Annotated in this window: 19 protein-coding genes, 1 tRNA gene and 3 pseudogenes; 4 read left to right on the forward strand and 19 right to left on the reverse strand. The window is 53.5% G+C overall.

The features are described from left to right. The 4 genes and pseudogenes from ACW14G_RS14820 to ACW14G_RS14835 form a co-directional block, all read right to left on the reverse strand. Nucleotides 1–65 (reverse strand): annotated as a pseudogene (locus tag ACW14G_RS14820) (phosphohistidine phosphatase SixA); the annotation flags it as partial. A gap of 192 nt (nt 66–257) precedes the next feature. Further along, a complete protein-coding gene (gene fadJ / locus ACW14G_RS14825; RefSeq protein ID WP_163448769.1) occupies nt 258–2,396 on the reverse strand; it encodes a fatty acid oxidation complex subunit alpha FadJ in 2,139 nt (712 codons plus the stop codon). A gap of 8 nt (nt 2,397–2,404) precedes the next feature. Beyond that, nucleotides 2,405–3,715, reverse strand: coding sequence for an acetyl-CoA C-acyltransferase FadI (fadI, locus tag ACW14G_RS14830; RefSeq protein WP_249022953.1), 1,311 nt, complete (start codon nt 3,713–3,715; stop codon nt 2,405–2,407). Nucleotides 3,716–3,899: 184 nt separating this feature from the next. Continuing rightward, the gene (locus tag ACW14G_RS14835; RefSeq protein WP_163448765.1) at nt 3,900–4,184 is read right to left on the reverse strand and encodes a YfcZ/YiiS family protein; all 285 of its coding nucleotides are present in this window, start codon (nt 4,182–4,184) and stop codon (nt 3,900–3,902) included. A 372-nt stretch (nt 4,185–4,556) separates the two neighbouring features. On the opposite strand from ACW14G_RS14835, the gene fadL reads away from it, so the two are divergent. Then, the gene (fadL, locus tag ACW14G_RS14840) at nt 4,557–5,873 is read left to right on the forward strand and encodes a long-chain fatty acid transporter FadL (protein WP_419058589.1); all 1,317 of its coding nucleotides are present in this window, start codon (nt 4,557–4,559) and stop codon (nt 5,871–5,873) included. Nucleotides 5,874–5,935: 62 nt separating this feature from the next. Here fadL and mlaA read toward each other — a convergent pair whose 3' ends face one another. Continuing rightward, nucleotides 5,936–6,691 (reverse strand): phospholipid-binding lipoprotein MlaA, encoded by a 756-nt coding sequence (gene mlaA / locus ACW14G_RS14845; protein ID WP_065355832.1) that lies wholly within the window; start codon nt 6,689–6,691, stop codon nt 5,936–5,938. Between the two features lie 286 nt (nt 6,692–6,977). Between mlaA and ACW14G_RS14850 the strand changes: the two genes are divergently transcribed. The 3 genes and pseudogenes from ACW14G_RS14850 to ACW14G_RS14860 form a co-directional block, all read left to right on the forward strand. Further along, nucleotides 6,978–7,886 carry a formate/nitrite transporter family protein gene (locus tag ACW14G_RS14850; RefSeq protein ID WP_167575322.1) on the forward strand — a complete coding sequence of 303 codons (909 nt, stop codon included), beginning with the start codon at nt 6,978–6,980 and terminating at the stop codon, nt 7,884–7,886. 75 nt (nt 7,887–7,961) lie between these two features. After that, nucleotides 7,962–8,033 (forward strand) — tRNA-Arg (locus tag ACW14G_RS14855). Nucleotides 8,034–8,181: 148 nt separating this feature from the next. Then, nucleotides 8,182–8,306, forward strand: a pseudogene (locus tag ACW14G_RS14860) (integrase arm-type DNA-binding domain-containing protein); the annotation flags it as partial. A gap of 230 nt (nt 8,307–8,536) precedes the next feature. Here ACW14G_RS14860 and ACW14G_RS14865 read toward each other — a convergent pair. The 14 genes and pseudogenes from ACW14G_RS14865 to ACW14G_RS14930 form a co-directional block, all read right to left on the reverse strand. Continuing rightward, a complete protein-coding gene (locus ACW14G_RS14865) occupies nt 8,537–8,992 on the reverse strand; it encodes a hypothetical protein (protein WP_419057133.1) in 456 nt (151 codons plus the stop codon). A gap of 107 nt (nt 8,993–9,099) precedes the next feature. Beyond that, the gene (locus ACW14G_RS14870; protein WP_419057132.1) at nt 9,100–10,062 is read right to left on the reverse strand and encodes an ankyrin repeat domain-containing protein; all 963 of its coding nucleotides are present in this window, start codon (nt 10,060–10,062) and stop codon (nt 9,100–9,102) included. 11 nt (nt 10,063–10,073) lie between these two features. Then, nucleotides 10,074–11,180 carry a nuclease gene (locus tag ACW14G_RS14875; protein ID WP_419057131.1) on the reverse strand — a complete coding sequence of 369 codons (1,107 nt, stop codon included), beginning with the start codon at nt 11,178–11,180 and terminating at the stop codon, nt 10,074–10,076. Nucleotides 11,181–11,370: 190 nt separating this feature from the next. Continuing rightward, a pseudogene (locus tag ACW14G_RS14880) lies at nt 11,371–11,865 on the reverse strand (type I restriction endonuclease); the annotation flags it as partial. A gap of 101 nt (nt 11,866–11,966) precedes the next feature. Next, a complete protein-coding gene (locus tag ACW14G_RS14885) occupies nt 11,967–13,175 on the reverse strand; it encodes a PDDEXK-like family protein (RefSeq protein ID WP_419057130.1) in 1,209 nt (402 codons plus the stop codon). A 313-nt stretch (nt 13,176–13,488) separates the two neighbouring features. Continuing rightward, complete coding sequence (locus tag ACW14G_RS14890) at nt 13,489–14,826, reverse strand: VasL domain-containing protein (protein WP_249022951.1); 1,338 nt, start codon at nt 14,824–14,826, stop codon at nt 13,489–13,491. Between the two features lie 106 nt (nt 14,827–14,932). After that, a complete protein-coding gene (gene tssE, locus ACW14G_RS14895) occupies nt 14,933–15,388 on the reverse strand; it encodes a type VI secretion system baseplate subunit TssE (RefSeq protein WP_167575320.1) in 456 nt (151 codons plus the stop codon). Further along, nucleotides 15,388–15,933: a type VI secretion system lipoprotein TssJ gene (gene tssJ, locus ACW14G_RS14900; RefSeq protein ID WP_249022950.1), complete on the reverse strand. Its 546-nt coding sequence runs from the start codon at nt 15,931–15,933 to the stop codon at nt 15,388–15,390. The genes tssE and tssJ overlap by 1 nt, the downstream gene beginning before the upstream one ends. Beyond that, nucleotides 15,911–16,996, reverse strand: coding sequence for a type VI secretion system baseplate subunit TssG (gene tssG / locus ACW14G_RS14905; protein WP_249022949.1), 1,086 nt, complete (start codon nt 16,994–16,996; stop codon nt 15,911–15,913). Before tssG ends, tssJ begins: the two co-directional genes overlap by 23 nt. Beyond that, a complete protein-coding gene (gene tssF, locus ACW14G_RS14910) occupies nt 16,960–18,714 on the reverse strand; it encodes a type VI secretion system baseplate subunit TssF (RefSeq protein ID WP_249022948.1) in 1,755 nt (584 codons plus the stop codon). The genes tssG and tssF overlap by 37 nt, the downstream gene beginning before the upstream one ends. A gap of 21 nt (nt 18,715–18,735) precedes the next feature. Next, nucleotides 18,736–20,328 carry a type VI secretion system protein TssA gene (tssA, locus tag ACW14G_RS14915; protein WP_249022947.1) on the reverse strand — a complete coding sequence of 531 codons (1,593 nt, stop codon included), beginning with the start codon at nt 20,326–20,328 and terminating at the stop codon, nt 18,736–18,738. After that, nucleotides 20,328–23,702, reverse strand: a complete 3,375-nt coding sequence (locus tag ACW14G_RS14920; RefSeq protein ID WP_419057129.1) for an ImcF-related family protein — start codon at nt 23,700–23,702, stop codon at nt 20,328–20,330. Before ACW14G_RS14920 ends, tssA begins: the two co-directional genes overlap by 1 nt. Nucleotides 23,703–23,707: 5 nt before the next feature. Continuing rightward, nucleotides 23,708–25,144, reverse strand: a complete 1,437-nt coding sequence (locus ACW14G_RS14925) for a hypothetical protein (RefSeq protein WP_419057128.1) — start codon at nt 25,142–25,144, stop codon at nt 23,708–23,710. Beyond that, nucleotides 25,144–25,407, reverse strand: a complete 264-nt coding sequence (locus ACW14G_RS14930) for a PAAR domain-containing protein (protein ID WP_419057127.1) — start codon at nt 25,405–25,407, stop codon at nt 25,144–25,146. The genes ACW14G_RS14925 and ACW14G_RS14930 overlap by 1 nt, the downstream gene beginning before the upstream one ends. Nucleotides 25,408–25,418: the final 11 nt, after the last annotated feature.

Here is a 25,418-nt window from a genome sequence, read left to right on the forward strand (position 1 = left end):
GGACGAACCGAGTCACTGGCTGCATCGAGGGCAGCGTCGCCGTGACGCATAATAAACACTTGCATATTGCACCGCTTTTGTTAACCAGAAGCACCAGCGTCACCCTGAGGGTGACGCGGTAGCCGGGCATTGTGCCTTATCCATTCACTGAATGAAACGCTGATTTTTACCTTACTGGCGTAAGTATAGTCAACATCTGTTTACAAAATAGCCAGAAACCTTGCGATTCATCAGGGTTCACCTACTTTGACAGCCATTCATGGAATCTGTTCATCCCTGGGCCAAAAGGTCTCTCCCCGCTCCGCCCGCTGTAAAAGCGCATCGCACGGCGCAAAGCGCGGGCCATACAGACCGGCCAGTCGTTGCAGTCTGGCAACCACTTCACCCGCGCCAAGCGAATCCATATAGCGGAGCGGGCCACCGAGGAACGGTGGGAAACCAATACCAAACACCGCGCCGATGTCGCCATCGCGCGCGCTACGGATGATGCCTTCATCAACACAGCGTGCCGCCTCATTAAGCATCAGCATCACGCAACGTTCGGCAATCTGCTCTGCCGAGCAGCGGGCGTTACGCGCCGACATGCCCGCGAGGGCGTAGACCGCGGTATCCACCTGTTTCTTGCTTTTACGCCCTTTTACACCATAAAGATAGAAACCACGGCCATTTTTTCTGCCTTTGCGATCGTCATTCAAAATTGCCTGAATCAACGTTGCAGGGGCGCTAAAACGTTCGCCGTAGGCCGCTTCCAGCACAGGGAGAATTTTCGTGCCCGTATCGATACCCACTTCATCCAGTAGCTGAATGGGCCCAACCGGGAAACCAAATTTAACCAATGCATTATCAATGTCTTCCACACGCTCACCGTCAACAAGCATGCGCATGGCTTCGGCGATGTACGGGGCGAGAATACGGTTTACGTAGAATCCGGCTTTATCGGCGACCACAATCGGCGTTTTACCCTGTTTCTTCGCGAGCTTAACGGTCGTTGCGATCGTCTGTTCAGACGTCCCCGCATGCGGGATAACCTCCACAAGAGGCATTTTCTCTACCGGGCTGAAAAAGTGTAAACCAATCACCTGTTCAGGGCGCTGTGCCTGAGCAGCAATATCGCCAATGGGCAAAGAAGAAGTATTTGAAGCAAAAATAGTGTGAGGAGCACAATAGTGTTCAACCTCACCCACCATCTTCTGCTTGAGCGCGAGGTCTTCAAAAACCGCCTCAATCACGAGGTCACGATGCGCAAATCCACGGTAGTCGAGGCTACCGGAAATCAGCGCTAACTGCGCGTCGCGCTCGGCAGGTTTCAGATGGCGACGACGTACTTTTTGCTCCAGTTGATCCCAGCTGTATTTCAACGCATGGTTGATCCCGTTGGCGTTGATATCCTTAATACGTACCGGCAGCTTGCCCTTAATGGCGGTAACGTAGGCAATACCGCCGCCCATCAGGCCACCGCCCAATACACCGACCGAGCCCAGCGGGCCAGGCGCAACGCTGGCGCCAGGATCTTTTTTGATATCCGTACTGGCAAAGAAAATACTGCGCAGCGCACGTGACTGCGGCGTCATCGCCAGCTCGCCAAAGGCGCGAGCTTCCGCCTCGTAGCCGCTGCTGGCGCCGTGCGCCAGCCCGGTTTCAATCACCTTGAGGATTTTATCCGTTGCCGGATAGTTGCCCTGCGTCTTCTGCGCGGTTTTCTTTGCCGCCATGCTGAACAGCAGATGACGCCCCAACGGACCCGCCAGAATACGATCGCGCACCGACAGACGGCGATGTTCATGATGCGCTTTACGCGCATATTCCGCAGCGGCGTCGAGCAAAATCGAACGCGGCACAACCTCATCCACCAGCCCCACTTTCAGCGCCTGACGTGCGCGAAGCTGTTTGCCGGTCAAAATCATGTCCAGCGCGGTACTGACGCCAATCAAACGCGGTAACCGCTGAGTGCCGCCGGACCCCGGCAGCAGACCCAACTGCACTTCCGGTAGCCCCAACACCGTCCGCCCATCGTCGGAACAGATGCGCGCATGGCAGGCCAGCGCCAGCTCGAGACCGCCGCCAAGGCAAGCCCCGTGAATCGCCGCCACCACCGGAATCGACAGGCTTTGAATTTCCGCCATCACCTGCTGCCCCTGACGCGCCAGCGACTCGGCTTGCTGGGCGCTTTGACAGCGGCCAATCATATTAATGTCGGCCCCGGCAATAAAGTTGTCGGGCTTGGCGGAGATAAATACCACGCCCTGCAACGTTTTGTTGTCCCGAATTTGTTTGAGGATGGCGCGCACCTGACCGCCAAACTCCGCTTTCAGGGTATTCATCTTTTCATCAGGAACGTCGATCGTGACGACCGCCACATTGTCCGGGCGTACGGTGAAGGTAAATGCCGATTTCATCGCGTCCATTATTCAGCCTCCAGAACCATCGCCGCGCCTAATCCACCAGCCGCACAGGCAGTGACTAACCCGAAGCCGCCACCGCGACGGTGCAGCTCATTGAGCGTTTGGGTGATCATACGCGCGCCGGTTGCCGCAAACGGATGTCCGTAGGCGATGGAGCCGCCCAGTACGTTAAATTTGCTCTCTTCAATTTCGCCGGTTGCCTGGCTGCGCCCCAGCACCTCGCGAGCAAATTTTTCGCTGGCCAGGCACTGAATGTTCGCCAGTGTTTGCGCAGCAAAGGCTTCGTGCATATCAATCAGCGTCAGGTCGGAGAAAGTTAGCCCTGCGCGATCCAGCGCCAGCGGCGTAGACCATGCCGGCCCCAGCAGCATATCCTGCCAGACATCAATAGCGGTAAAGGCGTAGCTACGCAGATAACCCAGCGGCGTCAGCCCCAGCTCTTTCGCACGCGATTCCGTCATCAGAATCACCGCCGCCGCGCCGTCGGTTAATGGCGTACTGTTGGCCGCCGTGACGGTGCCATGCTGGCGGTCGAACGCCGGACGCAGTTTGGCGTAATCCGCCAGCGTAGAGTTGGCGCGAATATTGTTGTCCTGTTCCAACGGATTGCGGTAGGGAGGCACGTAGGCGGTCATCACTTCATCTGTCAGTTTACCCGCCGCCCAGGCCTGCGCGGCCAGTTGGTGCGACCGGTTTGCCAACGCATCCTGCTGTTCGCGGGTAATGCCGTAGGTTTTAGCCATCTGCTCGGCGGTGTCCCCCATACGCAGCCCGGTGGAATACTCTGCCACCGCAGGCGGTACCGGCAGCAGATCGCGCAGACGCAGCTGAGAAAAAAGTTTCAACTTCTGCCCAAGGGTACGGGCTTTGTTGGCATCAACCAGCGTACGGGCCAACTTTTTACTGACGCCAATCGGCAGGACAGAAGAGGAATCGGCCCCACCGGCGATACCCGCGCGAATGGTCCCCGCCATCAGACTTTCCGCTACGTTTGCCACCGCCTGAAAGCTGGTGGCGCAGGCGCGGCTGACGCTGTAGGCGTCGGTATGCACGTTCATCCCAGTGCCGAGAACAATCTCTCGGGCAATATTGGGCGCGGCCGGCATCTGCACAACCTGGCCAAAAACAAGCTGTTCAATAACGTCGGGGGGAATTTCGCTGCGCGCCAGCATTTCACCCACCACCATTTTGCCTAAATCAACGGCAGGTATACCGTGAAAAGCCGTCGCCTGTCGGGCAAAAGGGGTTCGTAACCCACTGACAATGGCAATGCGATCGCCCTGGCGGGTGATTAGTGGTAACGCCTGACTCATAACTCTCCCCTGTTATCGGAAATCGACCAAGTGGTCTGACCTGATAACATTCTTAACTAATTTTTTACACTTAGCCAATCAGGGAGAGGAAAAAATGCGAGCTAAAACACAATGAGCAGAAAAGAAAACGCCCCCATTGCATCAGCAACGGGGGCGTTAATAGACAAGTGGTTTGCAGGGGCGATTAACGCAGGCCCAACTGGAAAATCAGAGTTTCTGCTTCGCAGGCAAAGACAAAGTCGATATCCAGCTGCACGCCGCCTTCAACGTCTTTAAAGTCGGCGGTGATTTTGCACGGTTCGGATTCTACGCCGCGCGCCTTTTCAGTCAGCGCCGCCAGCGTCTCTTCCGCGTCTGCGCGGTTGGCGAACACGCGGCTGTAAGATGCGGTGCAGTCGGAGTTGTCCATAATGGTACCAACGTCCATGCAGCAGCATACCGGAGTTTCATCAGCACTACATTTACTCATCGTAGATTTCCTCTGTTTGGTGCACTCAGGGTGCCAGATAAACTATGCGCCTATTTTACGCCCGCCCTTTGTGCGTCTCCAGTCGAGAATGTGATCCAAGGCGATAAGTGACCGAAATCACAATTAAAAATGATCTAAAACAAATTCCGGCATTCCGACGCTATGACCAAACCCGCATTTTTGCCAACCAGATCTCGTTTCAAACAACATCTTAGAAAAATCTAATAAACAATATTGCAACATACCAGCTGGTCAGACCTATACTCTCGTCACTGGTCTGATTTCTCTGTCGTAGTCCAGCCCCTACACTTCGCGCTTCTGTTACTACATGTAACATTGTTTGTATAAAAATAACTCAATGAGGTTATGGTCATGAGCCAGAAAACCCGTTACACGAAGTCCGCTCTTGCTGTCGCAGTGGCACTTGTTTCAACCCAAGCCTGGTCAGCGGGCTTCCAGCTTAATGAATTTTCGTCCTCTGGTCTGGGCCGTGCCTATTCTGGTGAAGGCGCTATCGCCGATGACGCGGGTAACGCCAGCCGTAACCCGGCATTAATTATGATGTTCGATCGCCCGACGTTTTCTGCCGGTGCGGTTTATATTGATCCTGATGTTAACATTAGCGGTAAATCACCTCTGACAGGTAGAAGCACCGACGCTGATAACATTGCGCCAACGGCATGGGTACCTAACGTACACTTCGTTATGCCGATTAACGAGCAGTTTGGTTGGGGGGCATCAGTGACCTCTAACTACGGTCTGGCAACGGAATTCAACGATAATTATGCGGCTGGCATGTACGGCGGTAAAACCGACCTGCAAACCGCTAACCTGAACCTGAGCGGCGCCTACCGTCTGAGCAGTAACTGGAGCTTCGGCCTGGGCTTTGACGCGGTTTACGCAAAAGCCAAAATTGAACGCTATGCCGGTGAAACCAGCTTGCTGTTCCCTGGCGCAACTGGCCAGGCCGTCGGCATCACTGGCCCGGACTCTCAGGTCGCCCATCTGAAGGGTGATGAATGGGGCTACGGCTGGAACGCAGGGATCCTGTATGAACTGGACAAAAACAACCGTTGGGGCCTGACCTATCGCTCTGAAGTCAAAATCGACTTTGACGGCGATTACAAAAGCTCAATCACCAGCCGCGGGAACCAGATTTTCGCCGCTCGTGGCATTACAGGTTTGCCGTACGGCACAGATGGCCGCACGATCAATGGTTCTCTGACCCTGAACCTGCCTGAAATGTGGGAAGTTTCCGGTTATAACCGCGTCGACCCGCAGTGGGCGATTCACTATAGCATCGCGTACACCAGTTGGAGCCAGTTCCAGGAGCTGAAAGCAACGGGTTCAAACGGTCAGGAGCTGTTCTATAAAGACGAAAGCTTTAAAGACGCCTACCGTATCGCGCTGGGTACCACCTATTACTACGACAAAACCTGGACCTTCCGTGCCGGTATTGCGTTCGATGATAGTCCGGTTCCGGCCAACCATCGTTCCATCTCCATCCCGGATCAGGACCGTTTCTGGCTGAGCGCCGGTACCACCTACGCGTTTAACGACGATGCGTCTATCGACGTTGGTGCGTCTTATATGCACGGACAGAGCGTTACCGTACAGGAAGGCGATTACACCTTCAAATCTGAAGGTAAAGCGTGGCTGTTCGGTACTAACTTCAACTATCGCTTCTGATAGATTGTCGACATAAAAAAAGGGTGAACATCTGTTCACCCTTTTTTATTACCGCCGATTCGTTACTCGGAATCGATGTCCTTCAGATCGCCCTCAATCGCCTGCGCATTCGGGTTCTCTTCCGGCTTCAGCTTGCCGCCGTTAGCGATAAAGTCGTGCTGCTGGAAGTAGGCTTCACGCACCATAATGTACGGGTCGGAAGACTGACGTAGCAGCCCGTCGGAGTCGAGAAGCTGAGCGCGCGTCTCTACGCCTTCAACCATCCACTTGCCGATAGACATCGGCCAGGTCAGCCAGGAGAGCACCGGATAAGTGGTGTCGACCATGTCGCCGCCTTCGTCACGCAGCGTGAAGCTGCCGTAGAACGGAAGCTGCAAATACGGGCCATAACCTACGCCATAGTGCCCCAGCGTGCTGCCGAAACGGTGCGGTTGCACGCGCTGCAGTTTCGGGTTTGCCATACCGGCGACGTCAATAAAGCCGCCCATCCCCAGAATGGTGTTCAGGAAGAAGCGGGTGAAGTGAACCATCCCCGTGTACGGGTCGCCTTGCAGGAAAGAGTTAACCATAATGGCCGGCTCTTCCAGGTTGCTGGTAAAGTTGCCAAGGCCATTACGCGCGGGCTGCGGAACGTAGTCACGCCACGCGACGGCGACCGGGCGAACAATGTACGGATCCAGCACGTCAAAGTTGAAGCTGTACATCGTACGGTTAAAACCTTCAAACGGGTCAGAACGCCCCTGCTGTTCTGTTCCGGAACTTGCACAGCCCACCAGCAGTGTTGTTCCGAGCGCAAGCGCCGACAGGCGAAGCTTCATAAATGTCTCCCTGGTGATTATGGCTATCACTGATTGCCATCCATGACGGACCTTAATCGTATCCGCCTGTTTAGGTGTAAGTGATTGTAACAGCACGCCGACGATGTCTATATAGCCAATTTTATTGATCTGATCATAGCCTGGTAAAGAGCACGCCGTGGCGCTTATATTCTAACGGCGAGAAAAAAACAAATATTACCATTTTTGCACTTTCAGAATATATCCACCGCCCATTAAGCCAGCAGCCGCTACGCTTTAGCAATACGCCTCTTTATTCAGGAACATTATGATGGATGACATCAAGGTGGAAAGCGAAGAGAAGCTTAGCGGGGAAAAAATCGAAATCGATGAGGACCGGCTCCCCTCTCGTGCCATGGCAATTCATGAACATATTCGTCAGGAAGGCGAAAAAGAGATGGAGCGCGACGCGATGGCACTGCTGTGGTCGGCAATCGCCGCAGGGTTATCGATGGGCGCGTCGTTGGTCGCCAAAGGGATTTTTCATGTCGAACTGGACGGCGTACCGGGCGGTTATTTACTCGAAAACCTCGGCTACACCTTCGGTTTTATCATCGTCATTATGGCGCGCCAGCAGCTGTTTACCGAAAATACCGTCACCGCTGTCCTGCCGGTCATGCAAAATCTGACGCTGGGTAACGTCGGCTTGCTTATGCGCCTGTGGGGCGTGGTCCTGCTCGGCAACCTGATCGGCACCGGTCTTGCCGCCTGGGCGTTTGAGTATATGCCTATCTTTAAAGAAGAGACCCGGGACGCCTTTATTAAGATAGGCCTCGACGTTATGAAAAACAGCCCAACGGAGATGTTCGCCAACGCCATTATCTCCGGCTGGCTTATTGCGACCATGGTGTGGATGTTTCCCGCAGCCGGCGCGGCTAAAATCGTGGTTATCATCCTGATGACCTGGCTGATCGCACTTAGCGACACCACCCATATTGTGGTGGGCTCCGTAGAAATACTCTATCTGGTTTTCAACGGCACGCTGCACTGGAGTGACTTTATCTGGCCCTTCGCGCTTCCCACGCTGGCGGGCAATATTTTCGGCGGCACGTTTATCTTTGCCTTAATGAGTCACGCGCAAATTCGCAACGACATGAGCAATAAACGCAAAGAAGAGGCTCGTTTAAAAGCGGAACAAGAGGCCAAAAAGCAGAAACGTGAGGAAAAACAGCTCTGAATGGCGACTGTTTGAGCAGTCAAGCGGCACCGCTCTTACCCGGATGAGCAAAAAACGCTATACTCGTGCCGCTTCGTCCCCTTAGTTAAATGGATATAACGAGCCCCTCCTAAGGGCTAGTTGCAGGTTCGATTCCTGCAGGGGACACTTCTTCTCAGTTCGCCGCTCTCCGCTCAAGTTCGCAGAATCCTTTACACAGCAAGCACTCTGTAAAATCACAGTTCGCAATAGTTCGTTATAGAACGTTGACAGCCGCATACTTCCGCGGATAAAAACGAGTAAAACCATTTTACCCATGCTAACCATCAAGCAGATCGACGCAGCAAACCAAAGGATAGGCCTTTTCGCCTACTGAACGGGAACGGACTTTATCTCTATGTTCCTGCTTGTGGGAAGAAGGTATGGCAACTGCTTTACAAGTTTTGAATTCCTGTGGATTCAGCCGGTTTGCACCGTTCCCCTATAGCTCAGCCGATATGCCGATTAAAGATCTGGCGGGCATTGAACCGACTAAACCAACGGAACCAATATTACTCTGCTTACTATCAGTAAAAGTCAGATGAGATGTGACGGCTTTGAAAAATGGCCACACCGATTTCAGTTTACAAGTGGCTGATAGCTGCTCAACATCACCTTTCAGGTGATGCTAGTTATGCAGAATCATTTACAGACTTACTCAACCCCATTTCTCCCCAAGCATTTTTCCAGCCAGCAATGCGTTTTACCGAAATAGAATGATGCGTCGACTCATCATTCTGCGCACGGTGCCCACCATGTTTATCCAGATACGCCAAATGAGCCTCATAAATATCATTCCTGATCCACGACAGCGGCGTGATATAGAAAGTATTCGGCTCTCGTCCGAGATCAACAAACACCCAAAACGCATTATCTTTTTTATCAAGTGTACATTGGGCAGCATAGTTGGTCGTGGTTTGCCATGTTCCAGCTTTTTTCGAACGAGTCGTCACTTTGCACGTTTTACCGTTGGGGGCCTCAAATAGGATGAATGACTTATTGCCTTCCTTTTGAACGACAACATTTCTGGCCCCAAGACTGGTTAATTTGTGTAATACCGCTAACTGCCCTAATTCTGCTGTGTTCATAATTTTCTCTCAAACGATTCAAAAAATCAGTAAATGCTGCAAATTTACAGCGATGAGATAACCGCCTAAAACAACAAAACCAACTTCAGCACTTAATAAAAAAAGCACTAAGCCTCACGAGGTGAGGTTAACCAAACCGTCTGCATCCAGGTCAGTCTTTTTTGCAACTGGGGGATGACATTATTCAGCCAATTTAAGGAGGAAACATAGCCTGAAGATCCGCCACCACGGCTAAACCGTTCTACAAAAAACTCATCTTCCCCTACCCGATGAGTTAATGATCTTCCAGTCAATGCATGGAATGCCGCCGCAATGATATTTGCCAACTCGTCTTCATCTTCTGGGATACTCACCTGACATAGAGCCTTGCGCATCTCCAGCCATAAGAAGAGGCTCCCACGCGATCCCCATTGAGATGGCGCCGGGTCAAACAAGTCTGATACAACAGCCCATTCGCGTTCCGGAATGCTAATCTTTTTTGCCGAAACATTATGCACCAACGGGAAAAATATCAGCCTGAAAAAATCAGCCTCTACCGTGAATGTAAAACCGTCAGCTACATCAAAGTGAATGGCTTCAGACGTTGATATCGCTTTACCAGTCAACGCAAAAAAGAGATGACTTAACCTGGCATCCAGTTCGTTAAGATCATCAGGACATTGCTCAGCACCAAAAGCCGAAATCATTTTATCGACCAGAATTTGGTTGCCATCATAATCAGTGAACAATTGCTGCTCAGTGGCAACGACTTTTCTGATAATTTGCGCGAGGGTCGCTTTTTGTGGGAAGAGAAGAAACTCCAACTCAGGTCTGTTGTGCTTTTCAACCACGATGTCATAAGCCGTCTGCCGCTTAGTGTTCGTTGTCACACTTCTGTCGGCCCCAAGAGATAACAGTTCCCCTATCACCGACAAATTGGCCCCATGCCATGCAGCCTGATGCAACGGGGTATAGCCTTTAGGTTCACTGGAAAGATTGACCAGATGAGGATAATCACGAAAAATGGGCAAAAGCGTTTTCCATTCTCCCTGGAAAGCGAGTTTTAATACTTTATCGTTAACAGACTTCATTCCAGCCTCTCTTACTCTGCCCGTTCAGCGTCCCAACGCAAAAAAATACGTTTTAGCTTATCCACCGTATGACGCCATTTCAGCGTGGTGGGCTTGCAGACCGTGTTCTGATTGCCGAAGAAACCGACCTCATTCACCGCGTCTTGTTCACTGCGGGTTTCCAGCCATTTCACGGGGACAAAATATTCTGATTTGTCAGGGTCGTCGGCGTTTTCGCGATATCCGTCACCAAATCTGAGTACATCCATCGCCAGCTTTTCGCCGTGTTCCGTGTTAATGGTGAAGCTACTGGCAGGCTCAACGGAGCTCTGCACAATCCCTACGCCGACATAACCTGTTGCCGGAATTTTCACCCAGATGCGATTACCAGGCTGAAGCTGCTTTAAAGTCTGACTGTACCAACTCCCTCCCCCTGCGCTAATAAACCCGTAGCGGCGCGCCTCTTCCCAGACGCGACTTTCTGGATCGCCAAACGAGACATAAAACTCACCGTTCCAGGGTTCCTTCGCATTGGCACTGGTGGCCGTGGCCTGTGCGGCATTGGTTTGTGTTTCGCTCGGATCAATAAGCCAGGCTCGGCTTAAGAACTGTTCGTCACCGTGCTGGAACACTTTAAAGAACAGCACGTTAATCGAGATGCCGTTCTTGCTCAGATAATCAACGATACGCTCGGTGGAGGGATCCAGCTCTGCCGCCACGATAATGATTTGATGCGACTGATTGAGCGACTCTTCTTCCAGTTCGGCATTAAAACGCTGCTTAAATGCCTCACCTAGATTTCCGCCACCAGAAAATTTTTCATAAATCTGCGACAGGCGGTCGGCGGTTAAATCATCCACCCAGGAGGCGTAATCCAGCGCCTGAGCAACGACTTCACGCGGCGTGCGGTCGCGCTTAAGCTCAATCAGGATCAGCGAGGCATCCGGCGCAATCGCCAGTAGATCGATTCGCCCTTTATCAAGCGTATTTTCCTGATGCCCAATAATCATCCACTGGTCAGAGAGAATAGTGGCGTCGTTTAAAATCATCTTCTCCAACATTTGCTCGCTGGCGATTTTGCTGATGGTTAGCGGCTGGGGATTCTCCCCTATCCGCCAGATTGCATGATGAACCGGCATCGTCTGTTCCTTAGTTTAATGCTGCGTCAGTGAGCGCATCCGCTAGATGGAGCTGGGTTTGCTGGGCAGATTGCAGGTGGGTTTTGAGGATACTAATTAACACTAATAAATTATTAGTAATTTCAATTATCTTTCCTTGTTCACATACAGGACGAAGAGGCAACACAATATTACTAATTTGTTGCTGGTTCCCAGCGCTGTCGTTGTGGTAATCCTGACTAATGACAGGCAATTTCTCGGTGGTAAAACCTTTACAGACGCAGTATTTATTCCATAGCTGCCCCGGCGTTGGGAAATCGTTGAGTGTAATTTCAGGTTCAAGCTGTGCGGGATTCGTTTTGTCGTGAAAGACAAAACCATCACCATTTGAAGCAAAGACAAGAGGCACGTCGAGCAGGCGAACGTAATCCAGACTCTGCTGCATACCCTTGCCTACCTCATGCTTATTGGTTTTCGCCTCGATGACTGCAAGCGGTAATCCCGGTTTGTCGTAAAGCACAATGTCTGCTGATTTCACTGACAGGCGTGCAGCCAGCTTACCGCGTACAATCGCTTTACCATCGCGGAGTTTCACTTCCTGACGTATCTGTGACAAGTCATCCCAGCCAGCGTCTTTAACGGCAGGAAGGATGAATTTGGTGATGATGTCCGTTTCAGTCAGATGAGTTTTGTTAACGCCAGCCATAGCACAACACTCCACGATATTGGGTTAACTCTGATTTCACACAGATGAGTACGTCACGTAATGACCTGAAATAAGGTTTTAAGTTGTCAGATGAAAAGGCCTTACATGTTAGAACTACTTCCACAGCGCACCGACTCATGTAACCGAATAAACAAATCGACACAGCGCCTGGAAAACTCGCCATTGTTCATATCAAGCCAGGCACGATTACTCGTGAGCCAATCCCTGTATTCAATGGGATCAAGGTCATACGGCAGATATCCATTAAAGCTTCGCCACCAAGGCCACCAAGCGCTGGATTTTGCCCCCGTAGGGAAATCTATTTTGAGTCGTTGTGCAGCCAGCAAGGCTGATTCAGTAGGGAGCAACGCGCTATCAAGCTTAATACCGTAACTCCAATCCTGATAACATCCTTTGGCAGGCTCGATGCAGTAGTGCCAGCCAATGGCCTCAGGCGGCCGCAATCCGATCCCGTAATTTGGATATAATTTTCGACACACTTCCCAACCTACCGGTGGTATCAAATCTGCAGTCGCTTTTTTAGTCAGAGTTTGATAAATGCTATTTTGCAGGCTCAATAAGCTTAACGTTGTATCCAGTGTTGATTCGTCACTAAAGATTTTGCCTAACAACACATCCACGACCTTCCCCTCCCTACAATTCAGCACATTCGCCGAAATAAAACGCTGCAAATCAAATAAAAAGACTCGCATACGATAAGGTATCGCATCATTTTTGCATAACCCATCAAGCCACGTAACGATGCTTTGATAAGACAAGAGGACCAGTTCACCGGACCGAAGTGCTACATCACATTGGTGCTCATCAATACTAATCAGGCTTGGCCTGCTCCCTTCAGGAGTCAGGTAAATCAGCAGAGTTTCGTTCAGTACGCTGCGCCGCTTCCTTAGCTCGAGTAGATAGTCAAAAACCTGGTTAGGTTGATCGGCAGCACTGGGTTTGTTCTCTATCCCTAAAGTCCATCGTTCCCCCTGTACGACGATATCAATTCGACGTTTAGTCCCCAGAGCATCGGTTTGCTGTTCACACTGTACAAACCTACAAGAGGTCGCATCCCACGCCCCTCTTCCAATCATTTCCAGAAAGCTACTTAGAAAGAGGCCTTGCTGGCCATGAACATCATGCACGTTTAGCAAATCTGCAATGATGCGTGAAAGACCATTTTCGTCAGGAGTGACGTACCGAAAGACGTTAAACTCAACAGCATCTTTTTTGTTGAGGTCGTCATGTTTATTTCGCGCTTCTTTCAAGCATTCTGTCATTTGGTCCAGCCAATGATGACTCGCCATGTTCCCTCTGCCATCTTCTGTTGTTCGATATGACTATAGTAACAGTTCACAAACAAAACCGATGGGATGCCAGCGCATTAAAAGGCAGGGTGTTAATTCAATGCAGGTCACTTTCCCAGGTTCTATTTCCGCGACACGCAAAATTACGTCGCTCACAATCGCATGATGGTACCCAGCAAACATCTAGTTTATAAAGACAATGATATCAATAAATAAAACACTTATTCGATTCCTGCAGGGGACACCATATCCCCCTCTCCTGGCGTCTGCCGAACTCGCTAAAAATCCCTGGTAAACAGCGTTCCGCCCTCTACTATTCCTTAATGTTATTTTCATTGATGCGATACATTTCAGGCTGAACCAGCATCGTATATCGAGCGATCAGTTGCTTCAGATGCATTTCAAGTTGAGACCGGGCAGCTTCAGGTAAAGGTTCACCAGCCGTATATTGTGACAAAACACGCAGTTGCTCTTCGACCGGTATGGATTGATTAAAGGACTGCATGGTGGAAAAAACCACTGATTTCAGCTCGCTAACAGTCATGTATTTGCCCTTCTGCTCATCAAGTCCATTCAGCCGATCGCTCAGTTTTTGGAGCGTTGTCATGCCCTGATGCCAGCCGTTTAATTTTTCTGTCGGCAGCGCAGAGGCTTTGATCTGCCTCTGCCACTGGCTTTGCAATGGGGTTGCCTGCTCAGGCCACAGCGTCTGCGCCTGTTCCAGCAACTGACGGCTGTAGGTTAGCGTCCAGTCAGGAGAGAGCCGTTCCAGATGCGCCAGCTGACGTTGAGTGGCGTTGATATAGGACTGAGCCGCAGACGCAGGCGGTTTCAGGGCTTGAAGCTGCGCCGCCGACAGCGGCTGAGGCAGCGGGGCCAGGGTAGCATCAAGCCGGGCCAACTGCGGGTCCGGTCGGTGCAGAGCGTGCCAGCCATACGCCGTCGCCAGGCTAACCACCAGCATGGTGCCCATTCCGGCGGCGAAGAATGTCCACTTTTGCCTCGGCGCCGCCACGGCGACCGAGACGTCAACATTCGGCTGGCGTTGTGACTCAACCACATACACCCACTTATCTGCACTTTGCGGCGCGTTTTCCCCCACATCTTCTACTTTCAGAGACGAGTCATCGGCGTTTTCCAGACGCACGGCACCGTTATGGATCAGGTTACGCAAAGTATCCAACTGGCTTAGATGCTTTAGCTCCCGCTCCTCTAGCACCGCACCAAGATGTGAGAGCCGCTGCTCTGCCAGATAGAGCGCCTTGAGATCGCCGCCCTTCAGCGACCACGTCCGCATGAGCTGCTGTAATCGCTGGCTGAGGCTGTTAAGAATATCCACTCTGGCGGCAATCGCCTGAGGCCAAATCGCGCCCCACTGATGGCTTATCAATGCCTCAAGGATCCCCAGCCCTTCGTTCAGACCGTTCAGCCCGGCAAGATGGGTACGCGCAAGCGTGTACCAGGCTGCCGTTTGCAGCTCCACGCCGTTCTGCTCAAACAGGGAGAGGCAGAGTTTTTCGACATACCGCCAGTTCACGTCCGGACGGGCGGGATGGGTCAGCTTGTTAAGTTCATCGCGAAGGAGTGCATAGTCCGGCAGCGTCCGCGGGTCGCCGCCGGTTTTAATTTTACGCGCGGGGGTGTCATTCATGACCGGTTGTCCATTTGACGTCGTGAGCAAAAGAGAAGAGAAGAAATGCTGCGGCTTCACGTCTTGATGACGTTGCAGCCGTCAGCGCGAGATGGTTAAAGGTGGCTCAGATTCTGTTTGTGTCATCGAGATACTGCTGCTGTTTAAAATGTCTGATCAGCACCCGCCCTTCAGGCATAAATTCGGTGCCATAGCGCACCAGACCCACCCCTTTTAATTCAGCATCAATCGCATAACGCAGTTCTCCGGGGACGTTCTGTTCCAACAGGACAACGGTGATTTTTTTTAGCCGTGGCTCATACTTGAGCAGGACGGCAGACAGCGTGCCCATCAGTTCATGCGCGGTGCCGGGCATTCCCTGGAGGATTTTAGTCATGTCAGGTAGGCCATAGTCAGGCAGGTGCGCCAGCGTACCGGCTCGGCAGTTGAGAATACGCTGCATGTTATCGAGTACGGACAAAATGACCTGGTTTTCCTCGCTAACCCGATGAAGCTCAAGCCCCCCGGCGAAATGACCGGAGAGCATCTCATACAGCGAGGGCGATTTATGGGACTGAGGCATTATTTATCCTTAAGCGGCAATAACATCAGTTGGTTATTGCCGGCTTCAATCACCCGCGCTTTGTCCGGGTCGAGCGCTTCACGGTCAATGGTCAGCTTCCAGCTGTTTGTGTGCATATCCGGATGGCGGAACAACCCCACCACCGCCACATATTTCGCCTCTTCTTCCATCGGCATATTCAGCAGCGCATCGCCGCCGGGTTTCACCACCACATCGCGAGTGGCCAGTAAATCCGCGCCCAGCGTCGTTTCGCCGTCATTTAATAGCTGCTGATAGACACTCCGCTCAAAGGTCTTGATATCTTTAAGCTGATAAATTCGCACCACCACCGATTCAGACAACGAGTTATTCTCGCGCGCATCAATATTCAGGGCTTCACGCGCGGTGAAATCCAGATGCAGCACTTTTATCTTTTTATAAAACACCGCGCTAAAGGCCGATTTGGTGCCATCGCTGACGCTCTGGGTCAGGCCGCAGCCGGAGAGGATGATTGCCAGCACGGGTAACAGCCAGCGTGTAGATTTATTCAAACTTGTACGTAACACGTCGGTTTCCTTGTTGTGGTGTTGCCGGCTGAAGGCCGGTGTAATAGCCCAGTTCTGTGGTGAACGCATTTGGAATATCGTCTGACAAAGGTTCTTCATCAGCGCCCAGTACGCCATTCATCCCCAGCCAGAAAGGCCCCTCGCCCAACGGTGGCGCGGTCAGCAGACGGGTCTGGGTCGTTAGCGTGATTTTGGCTTTAAAGCGCCAGCCCAGATATACCCTCAGCATGATGAGAAAATCCTGATACAGCAGGCCGTCGGGTTTCCAGCCCTGGGTTTCCTGTTGATTGTCGGTTGCCAGTGCGATCAGAAGCTGGCTGCTGGCATCCATCGCTTCATCACCCAGCGGCGTATTGCCATCCAGCAAAAAATCCTCATCATCGTAAAACCCTAAAGGCTGGCTGACCGCCACGGGACGCAGGCAGTATGGGCTGACTTTGACACAAGTATCCGGAGCCAACAGGCTGACCAGCGCCTGTATCCCCTCCTGGGTTTTACCCGGCTGACGCAGCACGCCCAGCAGCGCCAGAAAGCGTGATACCGGCGTGGCAATCTGCTTTGCCGTCCCGGGGATCCCCAGCCCGACCAGCCCCAGCAGCGACTGCGAAATGCTGTCGGTCCCCCCAGGTTCAAACGTGGCCGGGTAGGAATATTTGCGCCAGATACGGTAAAACTGCGTCAGGATACGGTGGCTGAAAATATCGAGAAATCCCTGCAACGCTTCGTGCCCTTCCCGCCGCTGGGTGATGTCATCAAGGTAGGCGGTGGGAAGCGGCGAATCGACACCGTACAGCCCCATGAAAGTGGTGCGCACCACCGGCGGCCTGCTGTCATCGTTCTCGTCATATTCAATCGCCTTCAGTTCACTGGCCGGAAAGCCCATGTCTGAATGCGGCGCAAAACGCACCGGGTCGTCGGCGGGATGGCTGGTCGAACCCAATAAGGGTTTTCCCGGCTGACGTTTTTCCAGTAGCTGACAGAAACGGTAAAAGTTGATGCGATACAGGTCGGCTTCCAGCCGTGGGTTTAGCCGGGAATGCGGCGGTTGTGCTTCTCTTCCCATTCCAGACGCTCTCCGGTCGGTTGCAGAATGATGATCAGGCGGTTAAACAGGTAGATGTCGGTATAGAGCGCGAAGAAGCGACTGAGCATTTCGCCGAACAGACAGATGTCTCCTCGCCCGGCAAAACCATGGCTATCGAGAGTGACTTCTATCTGAACGCCGCGCACCAGATAGCCCTGCTCAAAACGCTCGGTTTCACTGTGCTTAACATCGATGATGGCCTCCAGACGACGGCGATTCATCTCGCTGTCTGTCCACTCATACAACGCCAGCGTGCCGCGCAGTACGTCCGCGTTGTCCATCATCGACAAAAAACCGCTGCCAAGATGGCTCAACACGCGCCAGTGAAAACGGTCCTGGGCCGGGGGATAACAAGGTAGCGTTGGGGCGCACAGGTTGCGTACGGCGATGCTGGCCGAAGTGGTTTTCATCACTGTATCAAGCACGGTGCTTTGCAGCGCCCGGCGAGGCAACTGACCGTTGGTGCCGGTGAGCGTCAGCGACAGGCTTTCATCCTCCGGCACCGTGTGGTTATCAAACGCCTCTCCGCCAAGGATAAGCCAGGTGTTATGCAGCCCGGATGGGCCACGGCGCACGCGGGTGTGATAGTAATATTCCGGGGCTTCATGACGCATCATTCCCCCTTTATGGCGAAAACTTGAAAACGGCACATAGCGGTGCTGGCTCGATGACATCACCGAATCCACCGCGTAGATCTCGGTATGGCCATCCTGTACGCGCATCGGACGCAGCATATATTCGGTCTGGAGACCATTTAGCGTCAGCGGGTCGGACTCCAACGGAAACAGGTTAATCACCGGTACGCAGTTCAGGCGCAGATGCTTTTCGGTAAAGCTAAAGTCATGCTCCCAGCGTTCGCTCAGCACCACGTCGATTTCAAACCAGGGGAGCGCGGCGGGAAATGCGACGCTCTCCAGCCCACGCAGCCCGGCAAACATAAATTTCTCGCGGAAGGTGAAATATTCCAGCAGCAGCTGATAGCCACTGAAGCTGCTGTTGCCCTTCGGCCAGAGAATGTCGTCATCCCCGAATCCCAGCGCGGCAAAATGCGCGTCCAGCGGCCTGGCGTCAACCTCGCCGGGCATTCGCAGCCACATCCGCGCGACGTTCATGGTGAACGCTTCGTGCATCGCGCAGGCCAGCGGCGCATCGGCATTAAAATAGAGCGGAAGGCGGCGAAGGTCGATACGGCTCCAGTCCGCCAGGTCGCTACAATGAAAGCGTAGCGTGACCACCGAACGGCCCTCGGCATCGGTACTCAGCCGGGCCTGCTCAAGGGAGAGCGGCTGAAGCAGCCTTTCCTGGGTGGTGGTATAGCGACAGCGTGTGCCTTTCTCGCCTATTGGCCGGGAAAGCACCTCGAAGCCTTTGACGATGCGCATCGGCTCTTTCATCTCGCGCCAGTCGGGCGTGAATTCCACTACCGACATCGAAGGAATGGTGCGCAGGTAATGCGGCCATAACAGGCTGACCAGCCCTTCGGTCAGCTCTGGCAGATCGTCATCAAGCTTCTCTCGAAGACGGCCCATCAAAAAGGCAAAGCCTTCAAACAGGCGCTCAACGTAAGGGTCGCGCGCGCCCGCTTTATCAAGATTGAGCATGGCCGCCTGCTCGGGGTGAGCGCGGGCAAACTCTTCGCCAGCTTCCAGCAGGTAGCGCATTTCGGCGTCGTAGTAACGCAGGGTTAAGTCATCCATAATGATTTTTTCGTCAGGTTATCAACTACACAGCACGGCGGCGCGGGCGGGATCCAACTCAATCAGGCCGGAAAGCAGCGTGTCCATTTCAGGCAGCAAGCGGGCTTTATCAGCCTCGTTGCGGCCAGCCTTGTTACGCAGCAGCTTTAAACGGCGGGCTTTGACCTCGAAGAGCAGCTCCGGCGTCCATTTTTCAAGGGTCAGCGTGCGAGCACGATCATCCAGTTCACCGAGCAAATGCAGCGCTAATTCACTCTTACCGTACTGTTCGCTCACCCTCGCCATCAGTAAGCGCATTAGCCATTGGTCACGAGAAGAGGTATACCCCGGTTGGATTTGAAGCCAGTTGAGCGCCGCTTCAATGCCGTCGGCATCGGCTTTAGCTAACACTTCCGGCTCCAGCATCAGCACGTCATCATTGCCTGACGTGGCGGTAGTCACCGGCCCCTCTTTCCACTCGGCGATATCATCGTGCACGCTGTCGTTGATCCAGTTCAGCGTCACTTCATCACCAAACGGCGTGCCGTCGCTGAACGCCAGCGCATCCAGCCCCGGCAAACGGGAGAGCAGGCCTTTGAGATCGCGGCAAAGAATATCGGCCCGCACGTTGTCGTTATCCAGTTTTATCAGCGCCTGCCAAGCGTACCACTGCACGTCCAACCACAGGTGATTCACCCCCTGCGCAAACAGAACATCAGTATGTTCCAGCAACTCTGACCAGCTCTTTTGCAGATATAAGCGTTTGAGATGCGCTTTGTTGTCCGGCTTTGGCGGCGCCAGACGGGTGCGACCACTGGCATCCAGCGGCGGCAGCGCCGTCAGCGTATCCCAGCGAACGCTTTTCATCAGATGGTGCCCGGCAAGCCAGCCGTCTGGCTGGTCGCGAAGGTATTTCGCCAGCACTTTGGCCTGGTCGAGCAGATCGCGCCCCGAGGTGATGGCACTCATGACCGGGGCCGATGGCGCGGATACCGTCGACGCCCCCTCCTCCCGGCTGGTTTGCGGAACCAGGCTGTTCGCCCCACCATTTTGCTCCAGGCGATTGTCCAACGCCTGATACAGCCCGCCGAGATTGGGTTGCGCCGTATCGCCAAACGACCGAAGCGCCTGTTCCGCCAGCAGCAGACCGCCGACGATACGCTGCATAACGGCGGTGTCCACTTCCGGGTACAACGACAGGCTATCAGTCATCCGGCTGCTGGCGAGCCATTCAAGCGCGATGGTCCGGCTCCGCTCACGATGCGGATGCAAACCCGTGCCAAAACGCGCCAGCATGGCGGCTAAAAGCTCAATACCCTGCGCCAGGCCTGACTCACCGTCCTGATGCAAACGCGCCCAAATATAGAAAGTAATGACGCGCAGATCTTTACAGGTGTCAGTCAGCAATTTTTCCGCCAGTTCGCAAATCAGGGATGTATCAATGCCGGAAAGTTTGTTCACCTCTTCACGAATACGCTGGAAGTCATCGTCATACCCCGGATCTTCACCGGTGGGCTGGGCGTCGCTAATCGGTATCAGCCAGCGTTCCCAGTCGGCGCTACGTAGGCGCGCGCTGCTCAGTAAAGCGCTCTCATCCGCACCGCTTGCCTGAAGCACGCTTTGTAATGTCGCCATTATTCCACTCCCGCTCCATCAGTTTGTGCCGCTGCGATGGCAGAGGCATCCACGCTAAATATTCTGTCTGGCAGCGTGAAGCCTCGCAGATCCAACAGCGCCAACGGACCTTTACCCAACTGCGAGCGTAATACCCACTGCAGCGTGCGGCCATCCGGCGCCGTAAAACTCATCATCCATTGGCTGCTGTCCAACTGCTGACGTTTACTCTGCTCGAGCCAGCGAATAAAGCCCCAGGTTCCGCTGTAATCACCAAACAGACGGGTGCCTGCATTGGTTGAAGTCCAGGTCAGCATCGCGCCGGGCTTATACGTATCCCCCGGCCAGCGAAAAGCGTGCCATTCCGCCATCTGGTTGAAATAGCGAAGCGGCTGCCCGTCAATGGTGAGCTGCGTTTCCACCACCTGTGGAGCGGGGCGAGCCTGTAGCTCAAAACTGATCCCCTGGCTGCCGTCGGTAAACAAAATATCGGCAAGCTGGCTGAGCTGGTTCACCGCGCGCAGGAAATCAGGGTTAAAGTTCAGCCCCTGGCTGTGTGCGTTATCAGGCACCCATTGGTTGCCTTCTTTGTGCAGTACGCCGTTAAGCTGTGTGGTCAGGAAGCGATCGATGCGGCCACTGTCCTGACGGATAAACTCGGCCAGCATCGGCAATGAGGCATCGCTTTTGCTCGCCGCGAACGGGAAGCGGCCATTGAAAGCCGTGCGCCAGTTAGCCACCACGGAGCGACTCCAGCGATCGTTAAGGCTGGCGGCTGACGGTTGCAGCACCGTTTCCCAGGCTTGAGTCAGCGGTTGTACAAACAGCGTGTTGCCGAATCCGCTCCACTCTTCGCCCAGGCTTGCGGCGACCAGGCTGCCATATTGCTGGGTGTCGGTCAGGTCAACGCTTTTCCCCTGAAACACCGTTTGGGCGAGGGTTTGCATCATCTCCTGTGGGTCGGACGCACTGGCGATTTGTTGCAGGCGGAGCCGAACGCGCGTGATGCGGGTCAGGTAGGTTTGCAGGCTAAGCGAACTGTCGGCGGACATCACATTGCTGGCATTATTTTTGCCCATCAGCGATAACAGAGGCCCGAATGTGCCTTCCAGCGGCCCTTCAGGCCCGGCGGCGGTTTGATCGATAACGGGTTTATCTTTGCTGCCGATAAGATCTTTTGCCGAGCGAATGAGCGAGTCCGACAGCTTCTCGCCCTGCAACCCCGTCTGTCCCTGCCAGGCCAGGGTATTCATCAGTGCAATCAGCGGCGACTGACGCACATCGCTCATCAGCGTCAACTGATCGGTTACGTCCGCAATGCTGCTCGCCGCATTCCAGCGCAGGCTATTAAGAAAATTAAGCCAGCTGCCGGCAAAATCGGTGAAGTAACGCTGGGTCAGACGCGCTTTTAGCGCTTCCGGCGACAGATCGGCAGAGACGGTCCCGCGGCTATCACTGAGCACCCAGTCAATCTCGTCACGGCGCGAACTGGCCGCTTTATCAATCGCTTGCTGTATCCCCCCTTCCCACGCCTGACGGGTGAACATCCCCGGTACCACTTCATGCGTGGTAAACAGACGGCTGGCATCGGTACCGCTGGTCATATCCTCAAGTGAGACATCGGCAAAATTACGCCGTACGGAGGCCAGCATATTTTGATACAGCGTACTTTCTGCGTTGCGATGGCCTATTTGCTGTAATAGCACCTGACGGCTTTCGCTGACGAGAGCCGCATCAGGCGTGATCTGCCACTGCGGCTGCTTTGACAGTTCGGAGATGTAGAAGGCCCACAGATCCGGTGACAGGCTCTGCCACAGGCCGGTTGAGATTCCCACCCGCTTTGGCTGCACGGTTTTCATTGTCTGCGCATAAAAGCCGCCGTCGGCTTTATCCGGGCGCGCCATCATTAGCCAGGCTTTCAGCTGGTCATAACCGGGTTTTGCCAGATGTGCGCGGCGATCGCTACCCGGCGCCGAGTTGACCAGCGCCGTTAGCTTTTCCGTGAGCGCGACGTTAGCCGGGTCGCGAATCAGGCGGTTGTTTGCCACGCCGTACCACGGCAGCATGGCATTTAACAGCGGCTGATTATGATCAAGCCCAAAGCGCTGATACCACGGCGCGCCCTGCGCAATATGGTGCTGTAAACGCCCGGCGTCGTTACGCAGTTCGTGCAATGCTGTCAGTTGATAATCCGATACGGAAGGATGATCAACCAACGTGCGAGCTTTATCCGCAACCGAGACGATCTGGCTATAGTTCAGCGCGAAAGAGAGCAGCAGCCCCGCGCCCCACAGTCCCACAACCGCCATCAATGACCATGCGAGCGTCTGCTCCCACGGCATACCCACACGACGGCCGCGCAGGCGAGCGCAGTCGCTGACAACACCCTGCCAGCTCTCCGGCAAGGTCAGGGAATGACGCTGCGATTCCGGAATAAACGACTCAGTACCCGACGCCGTTTGCCTCGCCGATGACGGCAAACTGAACATCAGCCCGCGCAGCACAACGCGCTGTTGTGCGTAATGCAGCCACGGGTGTAATTGCTGAACCCAACGACCAATCCCCCCCGCCTGCAAATGCTGGCCCAAACGCAGCAGAAAATCGTGGCGGTTATTTTCCACCATCTGCCCCACGCCCTGCTCTCGCAGTGGCTTTAGCAAAGCTTCAAGCTGGCGAGTTATCTCGTCGTCGCCCGCCCGTGGAGGGAAACAGGCCCCCACCGCCTGCTCAATGCGTTGCGCCTGCGACCAGTTGCTGTCGCAAAGTTGCCACAGCCAAACCGGAGCGGAATAACCAAGCAGTTCGCTGATTTTTTCCAGACCACGTAAATCGTTGTCACTGATTTGTGGGCTCAGATTAAGCGACGCAGGCATGACGCGGACAATACCGTCCAGTGGGCGGCCGCGACGCAGTTTTCGCAGCGCGGTGTATTTTTCCTTATCGGGCTCAGCGGTCAGGCTACCACCATAAATCAGAACGGTACGGTTACCTTCAAGCCACTGGCTTTCCTGTAGACCTGGAACCAACCGTTCGATTGCCGTCTCATCACCGGTGACAAGCAGCAGGCGGGTTCTACGACACCAGAAGAGCGAGTAACGTCTCCTGAGGTGCTTGCTCAGTGCTGCAAAATAATTTTGATCCGACGCTATTTCTTCGTTGTGATTGTTTTCACCATCAGGCGTAACGGGAGAGGGATTTTGTTGCCTGGACAACGTAAAAAAGACCAGGGTGCATAATGTGGCAGTCAGGATGATGAAACCTGCCAGTACATACCAGAAATTATCGTCACCACTCTCAGAGGGCAACTGCGTTGTCTGTGCAAAAACAAAGAGTATCATCAGCAGGACGGCCACGATGAGTAGCCCAGCGCCCAGTGGCTTTGAAACCTTTTTCATGCCGGTTATTCCTTTCCGGTGTGTCGTGCAGCCCTGACAAATTCCGGGCGCTGAAGACGGGCTGTCATTCGTCTCAGCAAAATGGCCAGCCCAGGCAATGTCACTATCAGTGACAGCAGAAGAAGAGTGATCCCTGACCAGGAGAATGCCGTTGAAGGGAAGTAGCGGATCATCAGGCTGTACAGCCCGGCATTGAGCAATAATGCCATCAGAACAGACCCTCCGGGAAAGGGTGGCTGAATAACGAAAAGATCATACCCGACTTCGGGAGCGTTGTTTCCGAGCGTCACTGCCCAGGCATCATCTTCACCTTCGAGAAGAAGCCACTGGCTGGCTGGCCCATAAGCAGCCATTTCAGCCGCAGCGCCAATCATTGCCCAGCCAGCAAGACCGCCATACCGTACACAGGCGGTGTCATAGTCAATGACACCGCCTGTACCAATGCTATCGTACAAAGGAACCGACAATTCATTCAGCACCCAGCTCACTGACTGCCGTGGCGCATCTGACAGTCCACTATGCCAGACAAGGTGTTTCTTGCTGGCAGGCGTGAGGGCCATATCCCATAATTCACTGAGTTCCGTTCCAAGCGCACGGGTGTTGAGCGGCATTGGTCGGAAAATCCGTAACGCATTTTTTCCTTCGCCTTGACTTAGCATCGACGGATGCACCATAAACAACGCGCTGGCAAATTCAGACAGAACATCATCGGGTAGCCGATAGTGCATCGCCAATATGAGTACGGGGCGCTTTCCTGTCCCCATAAACTGATTCCAGTCATCAAAGGATGAGTTTGCGTCCTGAAAATGAATCTCAGCTTTCCAGGGAGGAGAACCTGCAGACCAGATACGATGGAATGACTGAGATTCACGTTCTTTGTCGCTACCGTTGGTCTGAACAATAATCTGAAGCGGGCCGGAAGGATATCGCCGCCGAATCGAAGGCGTTATCTGAGCAATAAGATGACAAAGTAACTGCTCAAAACGTGAAATACCGGGTGTAAGGGGGTCGTCCGGCAACAGCGTCAAAGGCGGAGTGTCCGTACTGTCCCCTTCTTGTGTATCTATATGTGCAAGACGAGACAGCAACCCAGTATCTGCTGCGATGAAAACATGACTGAGAATGACAAGATGCTGATGTGCGCGTAAGCGCCATTTCAGACGCATATTTCGGCACCACTCATTCCAGTTCCAGACACGGATTGCCAGCGCTTCCCACCAGAGACTATAAACCGCGATGGCTGCCGAAATGCCCGCAACTATCTGTGCCGTCAGTGGTAACCAGGCCCCGCTTCTCAATGAAGGTAATCCTGTCGTCGGTGATTTCAGTACAGCAACAAGCAGCCCAGTGAAAAGTCCGAGAAAAATAATCAACAGACAGATCCACGGTGACCAGGCCGGCGCCGGTTTTTTTTCTGGCACCTCCGGCAAAGACCATCCCATCAGCCAACCTCCATATCCTGCATGCTTGCAATAACGCTCGCACCGCACTGTGTTTTACAGCCATGCAATACAATTCCACGCCCGTTTTCTTCATAGGCAGAAATATCACATTCAATAATTTTGTTTGTGCCGTGCTTCGGACAACTGACGGTATCATTCAAAAGTGCGGCATTTTTACCGGATATATCGAAACTCGATGAGGCAGATGTGACTTTGCCACCATGTGAAGTGGCATCCCCTAAAACGACGGCTAATTTCCCCATATTTCACTCCT

The sequence above is a fragment of the Kluyvera sp. genome, assembly GCF_965301105.1.